Origin of the sequence: Microcoleus sp. D2_18a_B4 (genome assembly GCF_036702475.1) — a bacterium.
Classification (GTDB): Bacteria; Cyanobacteriota; Cyanobacteriia; order Cyanobacteriales; family Microcoleaceae; genus Microcoleus.
Map to the genome: position 1 here is coordinate 160,205 of NZ_JAUBTL010000005.1, position 16,931 is coordinate 177,135.

The following is a 16,931-nucleotide window of genomic DNA, read 5'->3' on the forward strand; positions in this document are numbered from 1 at the left end:
AAATTAGCTAATCAATCCTTGTAATCTAGCCATTGTGTCATTCAGCACCACCACAGAAGTCGCAGATAAATTCCAAGTTTTGATTGTAGGGTTGAGTGCTTTTTTGAGCGCATCCTGTAGCGGTGGTAGCCATGCCTCTTGATGTCCCTTGATCACCAGTATTAAGCGAAAACTGGCTTTTTTCAGATCAAGGGTTTGAAAGGAGTTAGGCAATTCTTCATAGGTAGAATGGCGCTTTAGGCAAGTTGCCACACTTAAAGTGAGCGCGTTGGTCAACTTCTCTTGAATTTCGAGGAGAAATTCATCGAAATTCGGCTGAGTTTCAGGACGTGGGGAACTCTGCTTTGCCTCCACAATCCATACTATAGAGTCATCTTGGGAATGGAGCAGTAAGAACTCCGCTATCTTCACGCCTTCCTTGATTTTTTGATAAGTTTCGCTTTTCTCAATGTAGAAGCAATCTCCTTCTGGGTAAGGGCCGAATGTCATCCCAGACTCAATAATTGGCTCAGTCGTCATTGCAATGCCAGCTCCACCTCTTCTTTGTAGAGCTGGATTGATTCGTCGATAATTGGGTTGTCTGGCAACCCTTCCCTGAGATTTGCGAGTTCCCAACGATTATCTTTCACAGAAATTATTGGAATTGAGAGTCTATCCTTTTTCTGTGCAATGAGAAACAGTTTTTTGATGACAAAATAGGAGTGACTCGCCATGAAAAACTGGATTCCACACTCAGCTAACATGGCAATAATATCGAGAAACTTTGAAATTGCGGCTGGATGTAGTGCTGATTCTGGCTCATCGATGAAGATTACCGATTTTTGGTCAAGATAACGGTTCCCTAGTAAGGTGTCAAGAATGGAAATCTTCTTAATACCTTCTGCCGTTACGCCAATAGGGAACTTTTGATTCCCCTTCTTGAACTGCCAACGCCCCAAATTTTCATCATACTCAACCTTTCCCTCTAGAATCTCGCTTAGGTTCTTTCTGGACATAGCAAACTGCTGGTAATTTCGGCCACCTGTAGGAGGTTGGCGCAGTGCTCGTGCTAAATCGAGATAGGTATCATCGAAACCGAAGGTCTTGCTCTGTTCGCGGGATTGTAGAATGATATGATGCAGGGAGAGAACTTCTTTTGTAGGTAAAAAAATAGAATTACTACTTCGAGGTGGAACATGATTTTCTATAGTTTGGATATTTTTCGTGGTGTCTTTACCAAATCTATAATAAAAATCTTGACCATCACAATTGAGCTTGAAAGATAGTGGTTCATCTGCTCCTTTGCTCACAAGGTCGCCGATTTTCTCTATCTCAAAAGTCCAATACAGTTTGTCTGCGAGTATTTCGGAAGCATTGCGTGGTTCGTTGCCCCGTTTATACTCTTCTAGGGTTCGCATAGCACTGTAAAGCGCTTTGAGCAGAATGGTTTTACCTGTTCCATTGCCGCCGATAATCAAATTAATGTGACCTAAGTTCTCGCACTTGAACTGATGGATAGGTCCAAAGTTCTTGAGTTCAAGGCTGTTTATCATCGGTTATTTCTCACAAAACTTGTCTACCAAACCTTAGATACCCGACTTCTTAAAGAAGTCGGGTATCTGGGTATATTGAGATAGAGAATCAGGAGGCATAGCCTCTAGATATGCGTTCCCAGGCATAGCCTAGGAACGAAGAATTAAACTGCGACAGCTTCAGCCACTGGTTCAGCCACAGGTGCTGCTACAACAGGATAAATGCTAACTTTCTTGCGAGTTTTGCCTTTTCTTTCAAAAGTCACCACACCGTCAATCATGGCAAACAGAGTATCATCTCTGCCGATACCAACATTATTACCAGGGTGAACTTTAGTGCCGCGTTGACGGATCAAAATGTTGCCAGCTTTGACAACTTGACCGCCGTACTTTTTGACACCCAGACGCTGAGAATTAGAATCGCGTCCGTTACGTGTACTGCCTGTACCTTTCTTGTGGGCCATAATATCCTCAACTGTATTTACTATTTTTTATTCTGAATCAGTTTCGGCGGTTTGGGGAGTTTCAACAACTGCTTGAGTTAAGTCTCTGGCGGCCAAGACTGTACCGTTGACGCTGATGGAGTCAATCATAAAGCGAGTTGTTTCTTGACGGTGCCCTTTTTTCTTCCGAGTTTTCTTTTTCGGCTTCATCTTGTAGACGAGGACTTTGCGGCCCCGGAAATGCCGTAGAACCGTTCCTTCTACAGTGGCATTTTCTAGTAAAGGCTGGCCGATATGAACCTCGCCTTCGTGCTGGATCAGAAATACTTTGTCTATGGTGACTTTGGATTCAGCTTCAACGTGAAGCAGTTCGATGTCGTAGAAGCGGCCTGGTTCTACCCGAAATTGTTTGCCGCCGGTTTCAATGATTGCGTAAGTCATGGGATGGTTGTTGAGATTGCCGTACAGGTAGCTGATGAGTCTTTGGTCATTGGTCGTTGTGGACTTTTGACTGCTGACTGCTCTCCAGCTTTTGGAATGTCTTAACCTGATCCGAGCCGGATTTAGACAGACAATCTACCATTATTCGCGATTTTGGTATTTTTGTCAAGTTCGATCGCGCCGGAAAATTCTAATTAGGTAAAACTTAGGCACGGGTGGTCAGAAACCGGGTTTTTTACGAAAATTCTTCGTTTTCAGCCAGAGATTAGGTAAAAAACCCGGTTTCTTCGGTCTTAATGGGTAAGCCCTGTTAGGGATAAAAATAGAAGATGCTGTAAATTTTTTATCCCATTGATCCAAAAGGTCGATCGAACTGGGTTCAAGCAGTCGCAGAACATTTGCTCGATCGTAACAATTCCAAAGCTTGCTGTTTCACCCTACCTTCCATCACCTCTTTCTGCAAATTAATAAAAGCGTCAAAATCTTCTAAACCATACTTAGTCATCTGCAACTGCTGTCGCAACTGTTCTTCTGCCTCAACCGTTAAGTAACCTGTTGCCAAAGCTTTGCGGACAATTTTACTGATTAAAGTCATAGTAGCTTCACCCTGAATACACCTACGTTAAAACACTGAAGTTTTGTCACCCGACTAACTCAGCTTTGAGTTTGTTTCATAATTACCCTTAAAATAGGTTAAATCTACCTTAAGGTCTAAGTAAATAAAGTTATTTTTAATACATCCATCAAACTTTAGCGATTTGAAATGTAGAGTACGATTAAATTTATCTATTTAGTTTTTGCCCGACCACATTATTATTCAACTACGTTAAATCTACCTTAAGGCATAATTTAAACACAACGATTTGTGACCTTGGAAATTGTATCGATTTTCAATGTAGAGTGCGCTTAAATCGGTATATTTAGTTTCACTCTAACAACAGCCGCCATTCTCTGACAGCAAAAGGAGGAACCAGCAATTCTGTTTCTTTTAGATTTTTCACAGGCAAACTCAACAGCAAAGGTCGATTACTTTCCAATTGTGTAATTATTGATTTGAAATCGTATTCTCCGACATTAATTGGCAAACCCGACTCGTTCCAAATATCATTAGCATTACCCATTTCCCGCTTGCCCGCAGCAACTTTCAGGGGGACAGGATGCTGCAATTCTGTTCCGGGAAATCCTACTAATCTCAGATTGAAAGACTTTACTACTCCCGACTTGACTCGCTTGTACAAAACAACTTGCCATGCTTTATCGTCTGTATCACGCAGGCTTTGTACGGATCGGAACATTACTGTCTCGGCAGTTTCTGGATATTTGTGAATCGAAGCCAAAGCGGGCGGGCTGATAGCTAAGATTAGATACAAACACAAGCTAATGACAGTTAAAGCCTTGAAGAGGGAAGGTTTTCTACTGAGATTGTTCATAGGATGACCAAAATATCGCTTGTTACCCAAAAGTTTAATAGATAAAAAAGTAGGGTGCGTCGCACGCACCCTACTACTCATTTTAAACCTAGATGAATCCAACTGCCTGCTTAGGCGGGAAGAGCATAAAAAGCAACCCCCTCATCCCGGAAATCTGACCTCCCCTGTACCACCCGCCGCTGCTCTTCGCTTCTTGTGAAAAAGTGTGTAATATTTAGCGGATTTTCCCGTTCCCTCGACAGGTTGGTAAAACGATAGACGGGTATTGCACCCGGAACAGCCGTGCTATATGAATTGAAAACCTCCCCCTGATCGCGGAACTGGGGTAAGGTGCGAACAAACTGTATCTCACCAGGTTTATTCGTAAAGAAATAGGTTCCTGATGCCGTATTTAAGAAGCGTTGAACCTTTGCGTTACCGTCGCCTGGAGCAACAAATTCATCGCCTTCACTCTGGAAACGAGAAGGGTTGGTTAGTCGGTCACTTTTCTCTATTGGGTCTGTAGTATAAAAATGCCCTCCTGCTGTCTTGTCAAAGAAACGCGCGACGGGAATGCCAGTACTGCCTGCTGGATTCATATTCGCACCTGTTATAGGGTCTTTCAAGGCGACACTGCCACTGGGAGTTGAAACCTGTAATGTGAAAGGCTGAGGAAGTTGTGTTAACGTATCAAGGCTAGTCACGCGGACTACATAGTCCACACCAGGCACACTTGTAAGCGTGGGACCAGCACCATTGAAGTATTCTGTTAAAAAACCATCTATTTTTGGGTTTAGGTTGCCGCCGCTATCATCATCCTGAGCAACAAGAAGAGCCCCATCAGCGACATTCGCACCCGTGCTGCCTTTGGGTACCTGAAAGACTTGCACGTAAGGGTCGAAGCTAGTGCTCAGATCTTTAAAGAGATCAATTGATATAGGCTGATTAACTAACTCTACCACTAAGAGGTAATCTTTAGCGCGAGTTCTTGCAGAACCATCGTTAGGATTAGGAGTCGGGATATCCTTGTCAGTTGTAGTTAACCGATTTGTCACTTGAACTGATGCCATTTAAACTGTCCTCTTAACTTTTCTGATAGCAGGTGTTATAAAATCCTGTCTTCTACATTTATAAAACACTCAATACCGATAAGTTACCTAAGAGCTCTTAGTATTTTTATTAGGTATTTTTGTGAGTACACTAGGTTAAAAATTATCTTTTTAATATAGGACTTACGCCTGGGGGCTCGGAAACGGGGTTTTTTAAGAAAATACTTCAAGCGGGCCCATAGATTCAGTAAAAAACGCGGCTTCCAGGAGTCTGAGCGCTTCATTATTCAGTTGACAGTTGACAGTTGACCTGGGACAGCGACCTCTACCTGGAAGGAAGAGGATTGGAGTAATGAAGAGTCTTCTTTTAATTTCTCCCGATCGGGCTTGGGGCTTTAAACTAATTCTTTCTGGTAAGTCTTGTAATATTTAAAAGGTTGTACCTAAATTTTCCTCACACACCCGTAAAAATAGGCAGAAAGTTAGACCCTTAAGCTGGTAAAATTATCAATAATTATGACGGTGCTTCTGCTTGTGAGTATAAATGACCTACCAAAATAAACCTTTACAAATACCAGCACAAAAGTTTATAGAGGCTGCGGCTTGCTGGAATCTCGAACAGTTATATGCAGACTTGACAGCGGCCAAGCAAGATTACACTTGCAGTAGAAAGCAGCGACTCACTCCTTTAGAAAAAACTTACCTGCGAGGATTGCTTTGCAATTATAGTCCGGTGGAAATCGCCGCCGCACTCCACCGCGAATGTGCCGGTATTAGAGTAGACTTATCGAGAGGGCTGTATCGCTACATTCAAGTTTTGACGCTGCAACAACCGAAAGACTGGAAAGAAATCCCAAGTCTGCTAGAAATACGTGGTTATCAACAAAAGGGTAGTGGCGAAACATTGCTTCCTACATTGAGAAATTATACTCAAACTCCCCAAACTCCCATCGAAAATCGAACTGAATGGGGGCTGGCGGTGGATACGTCTATCTTCTACGGGCGCACAACAGAACTTGCTAACTTAGAACAATGGATTTTACAAGAAGACTGTCGCTTAGTTGCTGTATTGGGTATGGGTGGCATTGGCAAAACTGCTTTAACATCTAAGCTAACAAATCTGATTAAACACCAGTTTGAGTGCTTAATTTGGGTTAACCTCCGTCATGCACCTGTGTTGGCAGATACTCTGGTAAATTTAATCGAATTTTTATCTGATAAACCGCAAAGCGATTTAGATAAATTGCAGTTAATTACTCAGGATAAAAAATTTTTTCAATCTGCGAGATCGCAGATTGAGTTTTCCCTGGAGAACCTAATCGCTTCCACAAATGCAATAGAACCGACAATCATCGCTGATGGTATCCAGCGCCTGATTCAGTGTTTACAAAAGCGTCGATGTTTGATAATCTTAGATGAGTGGGAAGCTGTTTTCTGCACTGAGGAGTTAACAGGAAATTATCGAGAAGGATATCAAGTGTATGGGGAATTTCTGAAACAAGTAGGAAAATCGCAGCATCAAAGTTGCTTGCTGTTGACTAGCTGCGAAAAACCTAAAGAAATTGCGGCGTTAGAAGGTCAAAATCAATCTGTACGGTCATTGAAATTGGGTAGTTTGGGAGAAGCTGCTGTGGAAATCCTTAAAAACAAGGGTTTGTCTGAAGAAGGTCAATACTCAGAATTGATAGAGGCATACAGCGGCAATCCTTTAGCGTTAAAAATAGTAACGACAACTATTCATGATATGTTTGGGGACAGCATTGCTAAGTTTTTAAGAAATGGGCTGTTTCTGGGAGATTATAGCGATACGTTATCTCGGCAGTTTAATCGCTTATCAGGATTAGAAATCCAGCTATTACACTGCATGGCGAAAGAAGTCAAGCCTGTTGGTTGTGAAAAATTGTACTCCGATATTCAGCAAGATCGGGATTCAGAATTGCTGAAGGCGCTGGAATCGCTTTTAAGGCGATCGCTAATTGAAACAGTCCAAGCCGAAAGTGAAACTCTGTTCGCGCTTCAACCTGCGGTAAAGAAATATCTGATGTCTGTGGCAAGATTGCCTAAGCTATAAATAATCTACCGAGGTTCTATTTCCAATCGGTTTCAGCTTGAGATAGCACGTAAGCTGAAACATCGATAATTTGTTGTTCCGACAAACGATCTTTGTAAGCGGGCATAATACCTTTGCCGTTGGTTACTAAGTTGGAAATGTTGGCGATGGAATCCATGCCGTATTTTTTTAATGCTTTTTGTTTCAAGTTTTTGCCGCGCCTGATAATGTTGCCGCCGTTGATGTGACAGCCTGCACAGTTGGCGCTGAAGACTTCGGCTGCGGTTGTGGGATTTGTAGCTGTATCTGCGAGGGCGATTTGGGAATGAGTGGCAATTCCTACAAAAGCCAGTGTCAGTATCAATATAAAGGCGGTGAGAATTTTTTTAAAGTTTTTTAGCGATATCATTTATTTGCCATTTGAAAAATAGTGCTGAATTTAATGATATCACTAAGTACGCATTTTTGGGGTTAACTCAGCAATTCATTCTTCCCAATCGAATGTGCGGGAAACTGCTTTTTTCCAAAAGCGATATTTTTGCTCGCGAAGTGCGATCGGCATTTTCGGTTCCCAAGTACAATCCACCGCCCAATTGTCCCGCAATTCGGCTAGCTGGCTCCAAAAACCCACCGCCAAACCGGCCGCATAAGCAGCACCGAGTGCAGTAGTTTCTGCTACCACTGGCCGCACCACAGGCACTCCCAAAACATCGCTCTGAAACTGCATCAGCGTGTGATTTCCCACCATACCTCCGTCTACTTTTAAAGACAAAAGCTGCACACCAGAATCCTGATTCATCGCCTCCAATACTTCTCGCGTTTGCCACGCTGTAGCTTCCAATACTGCGCGGGCAATGTGTGCCTTAGTCACGTAGCGAGTTAAACCTGCAATTACTCCCCGCGCGCTGTCTTTCCAATAGGGTGCGTAGAGTCCAGAAAATGCCGGGACAACGTAAACTCCGCCGCTATCTTCGACTGTATTTGCTAATGTTTCTACTTCTGCAGATGTGTTGATGATACCCAAATTGTCCCGCAGCCACTGCACTAAAGCTCCGGCGAGCGCAATACTGCCTTCTAAAGCATACACAGCGGGCGATTCTCCCATCTTGTAGGCGACTGTTGTTAGTAACCCGTTTTTTGAAGGGACGATCGCCTCACCAGTATTCAGCAGCATAAAACAGCCCGTACCGTAAGTATTTTTCGCCTCCCCCGGACTGAAACAAGTTTGCCCGACGAGGGCGGCTTGCTGATCGCCCAAAGCAGCAGCAATCGGAACACCTGCAAGCAATCCTTTTGCAGTTCCAAAAACTTGACTCGAAGGGCGAATTTCTGGTAGCATCTGCCGGGGAATTGCCATTATTTCCAAAGTTTCGGCATCCCAATCGAGGGTTTGCAAATCCATCAGCATCGTGCGGCTGGCGTTGGTAACATCGGTAATGTGCGCGCCGCCAGTCAGGTGCCAAATCAGAAAAGTATCGACATTGCCAAAAATCGCATCCCCTTGATTTGCCGCTTCCCGCAATCCTGGAATATTGTCCAGCATCCACTTAATTTTCGGCCCGCTGAAATAAGTTGTCAGCGGCAAACCGCATCGTTTTTGAAATCTATCTTTGCCCTCAACTTCAGCTAATTGATCGCAAATAAAGCGAGTGCGGGTATCTTGCCAAACAATGGCATTACCGTAAGGTTTGCCAGTTTTTTTGTCCCAAATAATTGTAGTTTCGCGCTGGTTGGTAATACCGAGAGCAGCAATATCTTTCGGGTCGATATTGCCAATTTCGAGGGCATTTTTAATCACGCTTTGGGTGCGCTGCCAAATTTCATCGGGATTGTGTTCAACCCATCCTGCTTGGGGATAGATTTGCTGGTGTTCTTGTTGGTTGCTACAAATTCTCTGTCCCTGGCGATCGAATACGATAAATCGGGTGCTGGTGGTTCCTTGGTCGATCGCTGCTATGTATTTTTTGGTCAATTGTCTAAAATATTTTTAGTAATGAGGTCTTTAAGGTATATGATACTATATCTAGAAGTCAAATTAATGTCAAAAACTTTAGCTGACGGAATTCCCCAAGTTGAAACTGGCAGATTTGCTGAGGCTCGATCGCACAATTAAGGTTATTGGCTTTGACGATGCTCCGTTTTCTCGTACAAGCGGCAGCCTGGTGTCGATCGCGGGCATAGTCTGCGGGGGAACGCGATTTGAAGGAATGGTGTGGGGACAAGTTTTGCCAGACGGATTAGATGCCACGGATGCTATTTCGGGGCTACTCCTCGGAGGCAAATTTCTGCCGCAATTGCATCTGGTTTTGCTAGACGGAATTGCTTTCGGCGGCTTCAATATTATTGACCTTCCTGAGTTAGCATCGCGGCTACAAATTCCTTGCGTTGCTGTCATGCGCCGCCAACCAGATTTAGATGCTGTTGAAAAAGCCCTCCGCCATTTACCCGACTCGGAATACCGTTTAGAATTGTTGCGCCGCGCTGGTAAAATTCACGCTTTTGAACCTTTCTTTTTTCAAGTGTGCGGCGAACAACCCGAAGTAATAGCGAGGGTGCTCCAGCGTTTGACAGACACTGGTAAAGTTCCTGAAGCTTTGCGTTTGGCTCATTTGATTGGTGCGGCGGTAATTAATGGAGTTAGCGGAAGTTCTGCTTGAATTGTTGTTAAGAACGGGCAAGATGCCCGTTCCACACAGAGTAAATTTTCTTGGGGGCAGGACTTACGTTAAGAACGGGCAAGATGCCCGTTCCACAAAGAGGAAATTTTATGGTGGGGAGTAGGGGTTGGGCAGGAGAGCCCGCCCATGAAAGGTTTATTGACAATGGTGCAATATCTCAGTTTCTACTCGCTTACTTACACAATTTCGCCGTCAATTTCACCGAATTCGATTTTAGTTCCCAACGCCAAAGTCAGGGTACTTTCAGGTTCTACCATTTTTATATCACCTTGAATGTCTGTAGCCCACCAAGCGCGATCGGACAAATTGGTCAATCCTAACGAAAGCTCGTTTCTCGATCGAGAAGTGACTATAGCTACAAGACCGTTAGATGCTGCGGCTGTTAAACTCGGTATGTCAGAGGTGAATAGTTGAGTTCCCGCACTCAGAGGAATAACTCGACTTCCTAATTTCAGGGAAAATTGACCGCTGGTAAAAGAATTTACTGCGGGCTGATCTGATATAAAGGTAGGCGGAAGATTGGTCGGTGTTGGGGCTGGCAAGTCAGAGTTTCCTACTGTAATTGTACAGTTGCCGATTTTCTTTTGGTCGCCCGATCGCAAATAACTCACCGCCCCGCTATCAACATTCTCGCAAACAATTTGACCTGCTTCCAATTCAAACCGCATAGCCAAGGGCGAAACATTAGGAATGCAGATAATAGACAAATTTTCATCACTGCCAAAAGTCACCGGTTCCGAACCCAGAGTGAGAGTGCGATTTGCTCCGGTATCGTAACTAATTACCAGCCAAGCTTTGTTGAACAAAGTTTCAGCTACAACCAACATGATGCCAATCCAAAAACCGATCGCAGCACACCCAGCTAAACGGCCTGCTGTACCGGATAAATTGTAAGCAAACAGAATAAACAAACAGCCGCCCAACACGCCCCCAACACCGCCGCCTCCCATGCCGCGAAGCGCCCCCAAATTAGGAATCCGCTGTGCAAGTCCAAGTCCTAACAAACTGCCAGCTATTCCCCAGCAAATGACTCGCAATAATTCGTTGTTTCCGTCGCCAATTCCGCTGTAAATACCTTCGGCGATCGCCCCAGAAATGGCTCCTGCTATTAAACCAAACAATCCGCCATTTTTTAAAGCCTGTTTAATTTGAGGCTTGCCTTTGATATAGTAATAATAGCCGAACATGATAGCCGTAGCAATACCACCGCCTACCAATCCAAACCAGCGACCTGTAGACAATACACTGTCAAAAAAAGCACTGTCAAAAAAAGCACTGTCAAAAAAAGATTCCGAACCAGGGAGTCGCTGCATGAAAGGTTCGGTGATTAGATTGCCGACGAAACCGCCGACTGCACCGCTAATGCCAAACTGTAAAGCTTTTTTAAGGGCTGATAGATTTCTTTTCACGGCGCACCAGATTAAAAGTGAGAGTCAAATCTAGCTACAAGCTCGAAAGTCATGATTTCCGATGCTCTTATATCTTGCATCGCGATCGAGAACAGGCAAGATGCCTGTTCCACAAACACAAAGAGTGAGTGAGTGTTCTTGCCGGGAGTAAAAGTTGGGCAGCAGCCATTGGTGTCAACTTAAGCTTTTAGTCCGCCAGTCCTCCCGCTCACCCGGCAGTCCGCCAGGGAATGAATTCCCTGTCTAATAGCGAAAGTCCTCTAAAAGAGGACTGAATCATTCATTAGTCCTCTTTTAGAGGACTTTCGCTTTGAGGCAGGGGTTTCAACCCCTGACGGACTATCGGTTTTACCTTAAGTTGACACGCCTTGGGCAAGAGATCCCGCCCGTCCAAGACTGATTGAGAATGGTGCAAGATGTGAGACGATCGCACATCTCCCCCTGTCTCCCCGCTGTCTCCCCCCATCTCCCGCTTCCCTCCCTCTCAGGCCCAAGCCTTTGAACCTCGCGCCCTCGCCCGTCACAGCTCCCTCGCGAGGTATAAATCGCCTGCAACCCTTGCTGCGAGGTAATTTTAGATATTTTTTCTCTGTGAAATTTTAACTTCTCAGACCCAAGCGAGGGCCCAAATATGAAAAGGAATGTTACAAACTATTACAGTAACACTCAGAATGTGAACATAATGCCTCAAAATACTTGCGAGAGGTAGTTGCGTCCGAGGAGCAATATCCTTACTAACTGTCCGACAGTCACTCGATCGCCACTAAGTGGCCTGCTGCAATCTTTATCATAAATTAAAGATCGCATCAGTCATTTATGGTATTGTAAGCGACAGGCTTAGTGCGGGCACTCACAAGCGCACCGGTGTGAAGAACAAGCGCCGTCAAACACTGAAGGCAGCCGCCCCCCAACAACTTCAACAGTTGCTGGCTGTGGAAAGTCCGACCTTCGGAGTCAAAGCTCCTGCCTGAGCATGAAAGGTAAGGGATGCAAGCGCCCGCCGTCGCTAGCTCAGCGCGGAGCAGTTCATATAGCAAAATATCCAGCGGGTACACACAAGATGAGTATCGTCACCAAATCAATCGTCAACGCAGACGCCGAAGCTCGCTACTTGAGCCCAGGTGAATTAGATCGGATCAAAAGCTTCGTCACCTCTGGTGAACGCCGCGTCCGCATCGCCCAAATTTTGAGCGAATCCCGCGAACGCATCGTCAAACAAGCAGGCGACCAACTTTTCCAAAAGCGCCCTGATATTGTTTCTCCCGGCGGCAACGCTTACGGCGAAGAAATGACCGCAACTTGCTTGCGCGACATGGACTACTACCTGCGTTTGATTACCTACGGAATCGTAGCTGGCGACATTACTCCGATCGAAGAAATCGGTATTGTCGGCGTCCGCGAAATGTACAAATCTCTCGGCACCCCGATTGAAGCCGTCGCCGAAGGCGTTCGCGCTATGAAAAATGCAGCAAGTTCGCTGCTGTCTGGAGAAGATGCTTCCGAAGCTTCCTCTTACTTCGACTACGTTATCGGTGCGATGCAGTAAGGAATTTCGATTTTAGGTTTTCGATTTTAGATTGAAAAATTGGGGGTTGCCGGCAACAAGTTAAAAGCTATTGCAAATAACCAGCCAGTTAAAAATCTCAAATCCCAAATCCCAAATTCCAAATTCTAGCTCCAAAATTGGACTGACTCAGCCACTTTCTAGGAAACAAGACAACCATGCAAGACGCAATTACCGCCGTTATCAATTCCTCTGACGTTCAAGGTAAGTACCTCGACATCAGCGCTCTAGACAAGCTCAAGAACTACTTTGCTTCTGGCGAACTGCGCGTCCGCGCCGCTACCGCCATCAGCGCTAATGCAGCCACAATCGTCAAAGAAGCAGTTGCTAAGTCTCTGTTGTACTCTGATGTAACTCGTCCCGGCGGCAATATGTACACCACTCGTCGTTATGCAGCTTGCATCCGCGACTTGGACTACTACCTGCGCTATGCCACCTACGCTATGCTAGCTGGCGACCCTTCCATCCTCGATGAGCGCGTGCTCAACGGTTTGAAAGAAACCTACAACTCCTTGGGCGTGCCCATCGGTTCTACCGTACAAGCAATCCAAGCAATGAAAGAAGTCACCGCCGGTTTGGTCGGTTCTGACGCTGGTAAAGAAATGGGCGTCTATTTCGACTACATCTGCTCTGGCTTGAGCTAAGACTCAGGAAGAAGGAAGAAGGAAGAAGGAAGTTCGGCAACGGATTCTGTAACGGATGTAACGGATGTAACGGATGTAACAGATTTCAGTCCGATGGAAGTCGGAAGAAGGAAGAAGATTTATTTCTTGCCTCTTTTAACTTTTAACTTTTTACTTTGGACTTGTTACCTTTGGCTTTGAAAAGAGGTCAGGGAAGTTGAGAGTGATTGCTAGACCGTCAAAGGCTTGCCGAGAAAGCCCGACGAGTTTTAACGAGCTAGTTTTGACTCCTAACTCCCTGCCTTCAATCTTTAAAAAATCCATCTAATAATCTGTAAACCTACTCAGGAGTTAGTTTCCCATGAGAATGTTTAAGGTGACTGCTTGCGTCCCAAGTCAAACCCGCATCCGCACTCAGCGCGAATTGCAAAATACCTATTTTACTAAGCTCGTTCCTTACGACAACTGGTTCCGGGAACAGCAAAGAATTATGAAAATGGGCGGCAGAATTATTAAAGTGCAACTGGCTACCGGTAAGCCCGGAGCTAATACCGGCCTACTTTAAGAGCCGAAGCTGGATTAATAGAGGGGTAAGAGGTCGCTATGACCTCTTTTTTGTTTGTTATAGCAGAAGAAAGAATGCCCAGCGTTGTTAATTTAATCATTGACAAATATTTCAACTAAAACAGCAGGAGTCCCGCACTCTAACGGTACCCCGTTGAGTGTCGGGAGGAATGCGCGTGAGGCTCAAGAGCTGAACAAATTATCTATAAACGCAACAGAATTTATTCAATACGTAATACAATCTTGTCATGAAACAAGTCCTGACAGTATCTTGCAAGCTCCAAGTAACGCCTGAGCAGTCCATCAAAATTGATGCAACCCTTCAGGCGTTCGCTAATGCTTGTGAATATGTGAATCAAACTGTGCCGCCAACCCTGACAAATGAATTGGCGATGCAATATGCAGGTATATCACGATGTCAGAGAGATGTTTGGACTTTCGGCGCAGCTAGCAATCCATGCTATTAGACGGGTTTCTGGCAACAGAAAAACAGCTAAAAAAGATGGGAAGCCTGTTAACAAATTTGCTCCTACTAGCGTCACTTACGATACCCGTATCTTTTCTTTTAGGGAAAAAGATTGGACAGTAAGTCTGACTACTACTGGTGGTAGGGAAAGGTTTGCACTGGCTATCGGGAACTACCAACTTGGATTATTGGAAGGTCAAAACCCCAAGACTGCTACTTTGTGCAAACGCAAAAATGGCAGTTACTATCTTAATATTCAGCTTGAATCTCAGCCAGCCGAGCCTCCACCCAGCAATCAAGTTTTGGGTTGTGACTTGGGTAGGACTGATATTGCAGTTACTTCTGATGGAGATACATTTAGCGGTAAACAAATTACCAAAGTTAGAAATCATTATGCCAAGTTGAGAGCAAATATCCAGCGAAAAGCCACGAAAGGCACGCGCAGCACTCGGCGTAGATGTCGAGAATTGTTGAAACGGTTGTCGGGCAAGGAAAAGCGTTTTCAGACATTGGTAAACCACACTATCAGTCACCGTGTCGTAACTAAGGCTAAAAACAAAAATCAAGTTATCGCTTTGGAAGATTTGACGGGAATTAGGGAGCGCACAAACCAGCAGCCACGCTCGAAAAAAGAGCGGAGACGATTCAATAGCTGGGCCTTCTTTCAGTTGCGCCAATTCCTAATCTACACAGCTATAAAGCATAGCGTAAAGATTTTGTTTGTTGAGCCTAGATACACTAGCCAAATGTGCCACAAATGCAATCATATTCACCCTGTAAAGGGTGAATCTTATAGAAACGGCAAAAAGTTTGCTTGTGGTCATTGTGGATGGAAAGGTGATGCCGACTTAAACGGCAGTAAGAATATTGCTGCTATTGGGGCTTTCGTAAATAAGCCCGAAGGTTCGAGATTGTTTTGCAATGTGCAAGATCATTTCAGGGCTATTGAAAGCCCACACTGTACCTGTACTCAGGGAGCGTGCTGGGTAATTTACTAAGCAGAAAGTATAACTGCGATTATCGCTAACAAAACAGCAAGCATTTGTGGTAATGTAATAGCCTCTTTCAAGAATAAAGACGATAATAATATAGTAATCAGCGGGTAGATAGACGTAACACTCACTACATTGGCAACTTCACCTTTGCCAAGGGCTATAAAAAATACTAATGATGCCACAGTGCCACAAACGCCAACTAACATGGCAAACAAAATTCCCCTAACATCTCCCTCAAAACTAAAATTATTAGTTTGGATAATAATAAATAAAGTAGTTAAGATAGCGCCAATTGCTTCATAAACAAAAGCAGTTTTGTAGTCAATATATTTAGTCGCTAAATTGCCAAAAAATCCCCACAAACCATATAATAGCGAACAGATTAATGCGTAAATTAACCAATCTGGTACTTTAGCCATCTTTGTTAGAGTTTATTGAGATCATTCTAAAATCCTATGGCTAATGACATTCGACGCTTGATTCCCTTTTTTGACCCCAGCGCGTCTCAATGGGCCGCTGAGGCCCGCTGGCTGCGCTGGCTGACTTTCCTGTGGCTGTTTGTCGGGCTGACAGCATTGTTTTCGGCTTCCTATCCCATTGCAAATTATGAATTTGGAGACGGCCTTTATTATTTTAAACGACAGCTAATCGCAGTGGCGATCGGGCTGGCCGGTTTTAACTTGATGGTATACTCCCCCCTGCGCTACCTGCTCAAAACAGCTCAGTTAGGCGTTTTGTTGCTGCTGGGATTGCTGTGGCTGACCTTGGTTCCGGGGGTGGGAACCACAATCAACGGGGCGACTCGCTGGATATCTTTGGGCCCGGTTCCGATTATTCAACCTTCTGAATTGATCAAACCGTTTTTTGTTCTCCAAAGCGCCCGCATTTTCGGCAACTGGTCCCGGTTGACGAATAAAGTTCGCTTAACTTGGCTGTTAATTTTCGGTGCAATGCTTTTGGGAATTTTGTTGCAGCCAAATTTAAGTACCACGGCTTTGTGCGGGATGACTTTGTGGTTGGTGGCTTTGGCTGCGGGCTTGCCTTACTTGCAGTTGGGCGCAACGGCTATGGGGGGAATGCTTTTAGCCGTTTTAAGTATTAGTTTGAGGGAATATCAGCGTCGCCGGATTATGTCTTTTCTCAATCCTTGGGCTGATCCGATGCAAGACGGCTATCAGTTGATTCAAAGTCTGCTGGCTGTCGGTTCAGGGGGCATTTGGGGCGTGGGTTTGGGGATGTCGCAGCAAAAGTTATTTTATTTGCCGATTCAGTACAGCGATTTTATTTTTGCTGTGTTTGCTGAGGAGTTTGGTTTGGTGGGAGGTTTCTCGCTATTGCTGATGTTAGCGGCTTACTCTACTGTGGCTTTGAGGGTAGCGATGAAGGCTCGAAATATTGAAAGTCAGTTGGTGGCGATTGGGGTGATGGTGGTGATGGTGGGACAGTCGCTGCTGAATATTGGGGTGGCGACGGGGGTTTTGCCGACTACGGGTTTGCCGCTGCCGTTTTTTAGTTACGGGGGTTCTTCGATGTTGGCGAGTTTGTTGTTGTCGGGGTTGCTGATTCGGGTGGCTAGGGAGAGTTCTGAGGCTGATGTGGTTTCTTTAAACGGTCTCCGTGAAAAGCCGGGAAAGCCGAAGTTGCGATCGAACAACCCCAATACACAAACTGAATAATTTGTCAATAGCAAACTAACCCGGTTTTTGGCAAAAATCGGGTTAGTTTATTA

General features: G+C 44.8%; 19 protein-coding genes. 7 read left to right on the forward strand and 12 right to left on the reverse strand.

The window, feature by feature from the left end; translation table 11 throughout:
* Positions 1-3 precede the first annotated feature (3 nt).
* From QUB04_RS04810 to QUB04_RS04840, 7 genes are all read right to left on the reverse strand, one after another.
* Entirely contained in the window at positions 4-519 is a 516-nt protein-coding gene (locus tag QUB04_RS04810) for a hypothetical protein (RefSeq protein ID WP_333281710.1), read from the reverse strand.
* Positions 516-1,532: an AAA family ATPase gene (locus QUB04_RS04815; protein WP_333281712.1), complete on the reverse strand. Its 1,017-nt coding sequence runs from the start codon at positions 1,530-1,532 to the stop codon at positions 516-518. Before QUB04_RS04815 ends, QUB04_RS04810 begins: the two co-directional genes overlap by 4 nt.
* 143 nt (positions 1,533-1,675) lie before the next feature.
* A complete protein-coding gene (gene rpmA / locus QUB04_RS04820; protein WP_190738131.1) occupies positions 1,676-1,975 on the reverse strand; it encodes a 50S ribosomal protein L27 in 300 nt (99 codons plus the stop codon).
* 27 nt (positions 1,976-2,002) lie between these two features.
* The gene (gene rplU, locus QUB04_RS04825) at positions 2,003-2,395 is read right to left on the reverse strand and encodes a 50S ribosomal protein L21 (protein ID WP_333036112.1); all 393 of its coding nucleotides are present in this window, start codon (positions 2,393-2,395) and stop codon (positions 2,003-2,005) included.
* A gap of 379 nt (positions 2,396-2,774) precedes the next feature.
* Entirely contained in the window at positions 2,775-2,990 is a 216-nt protein-coding gene (locus QUB04_RS04830; RefSeq protein ID WP_333105299.1) for a hypothetical protein, read from the reverse strand.
* A gap of 331 nt (positions 2,991-3,321) precedes the next feature.
* Complete coding sequence (locus QUB04_RS04835; RefSeq protein WP_333281714.1) at positions 3,322-3,825, reverse strand: DUF3122 domain-containing protein; 504 nt, start codon at positions 3,823-3,825, stop codon at positions 3,322-3,324.
* Positions 3,826-3,935: 110 nt separating this feature from the next.
* A complete protein-coding gene (locus QUB04_RS04840) occupies positions 3,936-4,874 on the reverse strand; it encodes a hypothetical protein (protein WP_333281716.1) in 939 nt (312 codons plus the stop codon).
* 523 nt (positions 4,875-5,397) lie between these two features.
* On the opposite strand from QUB04_RS04840, the gene QUB04_RS04845 reads away from it, so the two are divergent.
* Positions 5,398-6,924: an NB-ARC domain-containing protein gene (locus tag QUB04_RS04845; protein WP_333281719.1), complete on the forward strand. Its 1,527-nt coding sequence runs from the start codon at positions 5,398-5,400 to the stop codon at positions 6,922-6,924.
* A 16-nt stretch (positions 6,925-6,940) separates the two neighbouring features.
* Here the strand turns inward: QUB04_RS04845 and QUB04_RS04850 are convergent, their stop codons facing one another.
* Together QUB04_RS04850 and glpK are read right to left on the reverse strand one after the other, a co-directional pair.
* Complete coding sequence (locus tag QUB04_RS04850; protein WP_333281722.1) at positions 6,941-7,312, reverse strand: c-type cytochrome; 372 nt, start codon at positions 7,310-7,312, stop codon at positions 6,941-6,943.
* A 75-nt stretch (positions 7,313-7,387) separates the two neighbouring features.
* Complete coding sequence (glpK, locus tag QUB04_RS04855; protein WP_333281725.1) at positions 7,388-8,875, reverse strand: glycerol kinase GlpK; 1,488 nt, start codon at positions 8,873-8,875, stop codon at positions 7,388-7,390.
* 100 nt (positions 8,876-8,975) lie between these two features.
* On the opposite strand from glpK, the gene QUB04_RS04860 reads away from it, so the two are divergent.
* Positions 8,976-9,560: an endonuclease dU gene (locus tag QUB04_RS04860; protein WP_333281728.1), complete on the forward strand. Its 585-nt coding sequence runs from the start codon at positions 8,976-8,978 to the stop codon at positions 9,558-9,560.
* Positions 9,561-9,757: 197 nt separating this feature from the next.
* Here QUB04_RS04860 and QUB04_RS04865 read toward each other — a convergent pair whose 3' ends face one another.
* Together QUB04_RS04865 and QUB04_RS04870 are read right to left on the reverse strand one after the other, a co-directional pair.
* Complete coding sequence (locus tag QUB04_RS04865; protein ID WP_333281731.1) at positions 9,758-10,990, reverse strand: hypothetical protein; 1,233 nt, start codon at positions 10,988-10,990, stop codon at positions 9,758-9,760.
* Positions 10,991-11,273: 283 nt separating this feature from the next.
* Positions 11,274-11,456: a hypothetical protein gene (locus QUB04_RS04870; protein WP_333281734.1), complete on the reverse strand. Its 183-nt coding sequence runs from the start codon at positions 11,454-11,456 to the stop codon at positions 11,274-11,276.
* Positions 11,457-12,050: 594 nt separating this feature from the next.
* Here QUB04_RS04870 and apcA point away from each other — a divergent pair.
* The 4 genes from apcA to QUB04_RS04890 all read left to right on the forward strand — a co-directional run bounded on the left by apcA (position 12,051) and on the right by QUB04_RS04890 (position 15,205).
* Positions 12,051-12,536 carry an allophycocyanin subunit alpha gene (apcA, locus tag QUB04_RS04875; RefSeq protein ID WP_333036136.1) on the forward strand — a complete coding sequence of 162 codons (486 nt, stop codon included), beginning with the start codon at positions 12,051-12,053 and terminating at the stop codon, positions 12,534-12,536.
* Positions 12,537-12,712: 176 nt separating this feature from the next.
* Positions 12,713-13,198: an allophycocyanin subunit beta gene (apcB, locus tag QUB04_RS04880; RefSeq protein ID WP_006634930.1), complete on the forward strand. Its 486-nt coding sequence runs from the start codon at positions 12,713-12,715 to the stop codon at positions 13,196-13,198.
* A gap of 340 nt (positions 13,199-13,538) precedes the next feature.
* Positions 13,539-13,742, forward strand: a complete 204-nt coding sequence (locus tag QUB04_RS04885; protein WP_006634929.1) for a phycobilisome linker polypeptide — start codon at positions 13,539-13,541, stop codon at positions 13,740-13,742.
* 398 nt (positions 13,743-14,140) lie between these two features.
* Positions 14,141-15,205 carry a transposase gene (locus QUB04_RS04890; protein WP_333281737.1) on the forward strand — a complete coding sequence of 355 codons (1,065 nt, stop codon included), beginning with the start codon at positions 14,141-14,143 and terminating at the stop codon, positions 15,203-15,205.
* Here QUB04_RS04890 and QUB04_RS04895 read toward each other — a convergent pair.
* Positions 15,202-15,621, reverse strand: coding sequence for an EamA family transporter (locus tag QUB04_RS04895; protein ID WP_333109525.1), 420 nt, complete (start codon positions 15,619-15,621; stop codon positions 15,202-15,204). The genes QUB04_RS04890 and QUB04_RS04895 overlap by 4 nt on opposite strands.
* Before the next feature lie 36 nt (positions 15,622-15,657).
* On the opposite strand from QUB04_RS04895, the gene QUB04_RS04900 reads away from it, so the two are divergent.
* Positions 15,658-16,878: an FtsW/RodA/SpoVE family cell cycle protein gene (locus tag QUB04_RS04900; RefSeq protein ID WP_333281740.1), complete on the forward strand. Its 1,221-nt coding sequence runs from the start codon at positions 15,658-15,660 to the stop codon at positions 16,876-16,878.
* Positions 16,879-16,931 lie beyond the last annotated feature (53 nt).

Coding starts and splice junctions, on each gene's coding strand:
- QUB04_RS04895 (WP_333109525.1), bottom strand. CDS start 15,621: ATGGCTAAAGTACCAGATTGGTTAATTTACGCATTAATCTGTTCGCTA.
- apcB (WP_006634930.1), top strand. CDS start 12,713: ATGCAAGACGCAATTACCGCCGTTATCAATTCCTCTGACGTTCAAGGT.
- QUB04_RS04870 (WP_333281734.1), bottom strand. CDS start 11,456: ATGGGGGGAGACAGCGGGGAGACAGGGGGAGATGTGCGATCGTCTCAC.
- QUB04_RS04890 (WP_333281737.1), top strand. CDS start 14,141: ATGCAGGTATATCACGATGTCAGAGAGATGTTTGGACTTTCGGCGCAG.
- QUB04_RS04845 (WP_333281719.1), top strand. CDS start 5,398: ATGACCTACCAAAATAAACCTTTACAAATACCAGCACAAAAGTTTATA.
- rpmA (WP_190738131.1), bottom strand. CDS start 1,975: ATGGCCCACAAGAAAGGTACAGGCAGTACACGTAACGGACGCGATTCT.
- QUB04_RS04810 (WP_333281710.1), bottom strand. CDS start 519: ATGACGACTGAGCCAATTATTGAGTCTGGGATGACATTCGGCCCTTAC.
- QUB04_RS04815 (WP_333281712.1), bottom strand. CDS start 1,532: ATGATAAACAGCCTTGAACTCAAGAACTTTGGACCTATCCATCAGTTC.
- rplU (WP_333036112.1), bottom strand. CDS start 2,395: ATGACTTACGCAATCATTGAAACCGGCGGCAAACAATTTCGGGTAGAA.
- apcA (WP_333036136.1), top strand. CDS start 12,051: ATGAGTATCGTCACCAAATCAATCGTCAACGCAGACGCCGAAGCTCGC.
- QUB04_RS04835 (WP_333281714.1), bottom strand. CDS start 3,825: ATGAACAATCTCAGTAGAAAACCTTCCCTCTTCAAGGCTTTAACTGTC.
- QUB04_RS04830 (WP_333105299.1), bottom strand. CDS start 2,990: ATGACTTTAATCAGTAAAATTGTCCGCAAAGCTTTGGCAACAGGTTAC.
- QUB04_RS04850 (WP_333281722.1), bottom strand. CDS start 7,312: ATGATATCGCTAAAAAACTTTAAAAAAATTCTCACCGCCTTTATATTG.
- QUB04_RS04840 (WP_333281716.1), bottom strand. CDS start 4,874: ATGGCATCAGTTCAAGTGACAAATCGGTTAACTACAACTGACAAGGAT.
- QUB04_RS04900 (WP_333281740.1), top strand. CDS start 15,658: ATGGCTAATGACATTCGACGCTTGATTCCCTTTTTTGACCCCAGCGCG.
- QUB04_RS04885 (WP_006634929.1), top strand. CDS start 13,539: ATGAGAATGTTTAAGGTGACTGCTTGCGTCCCAAGTCAAACCCGCATC.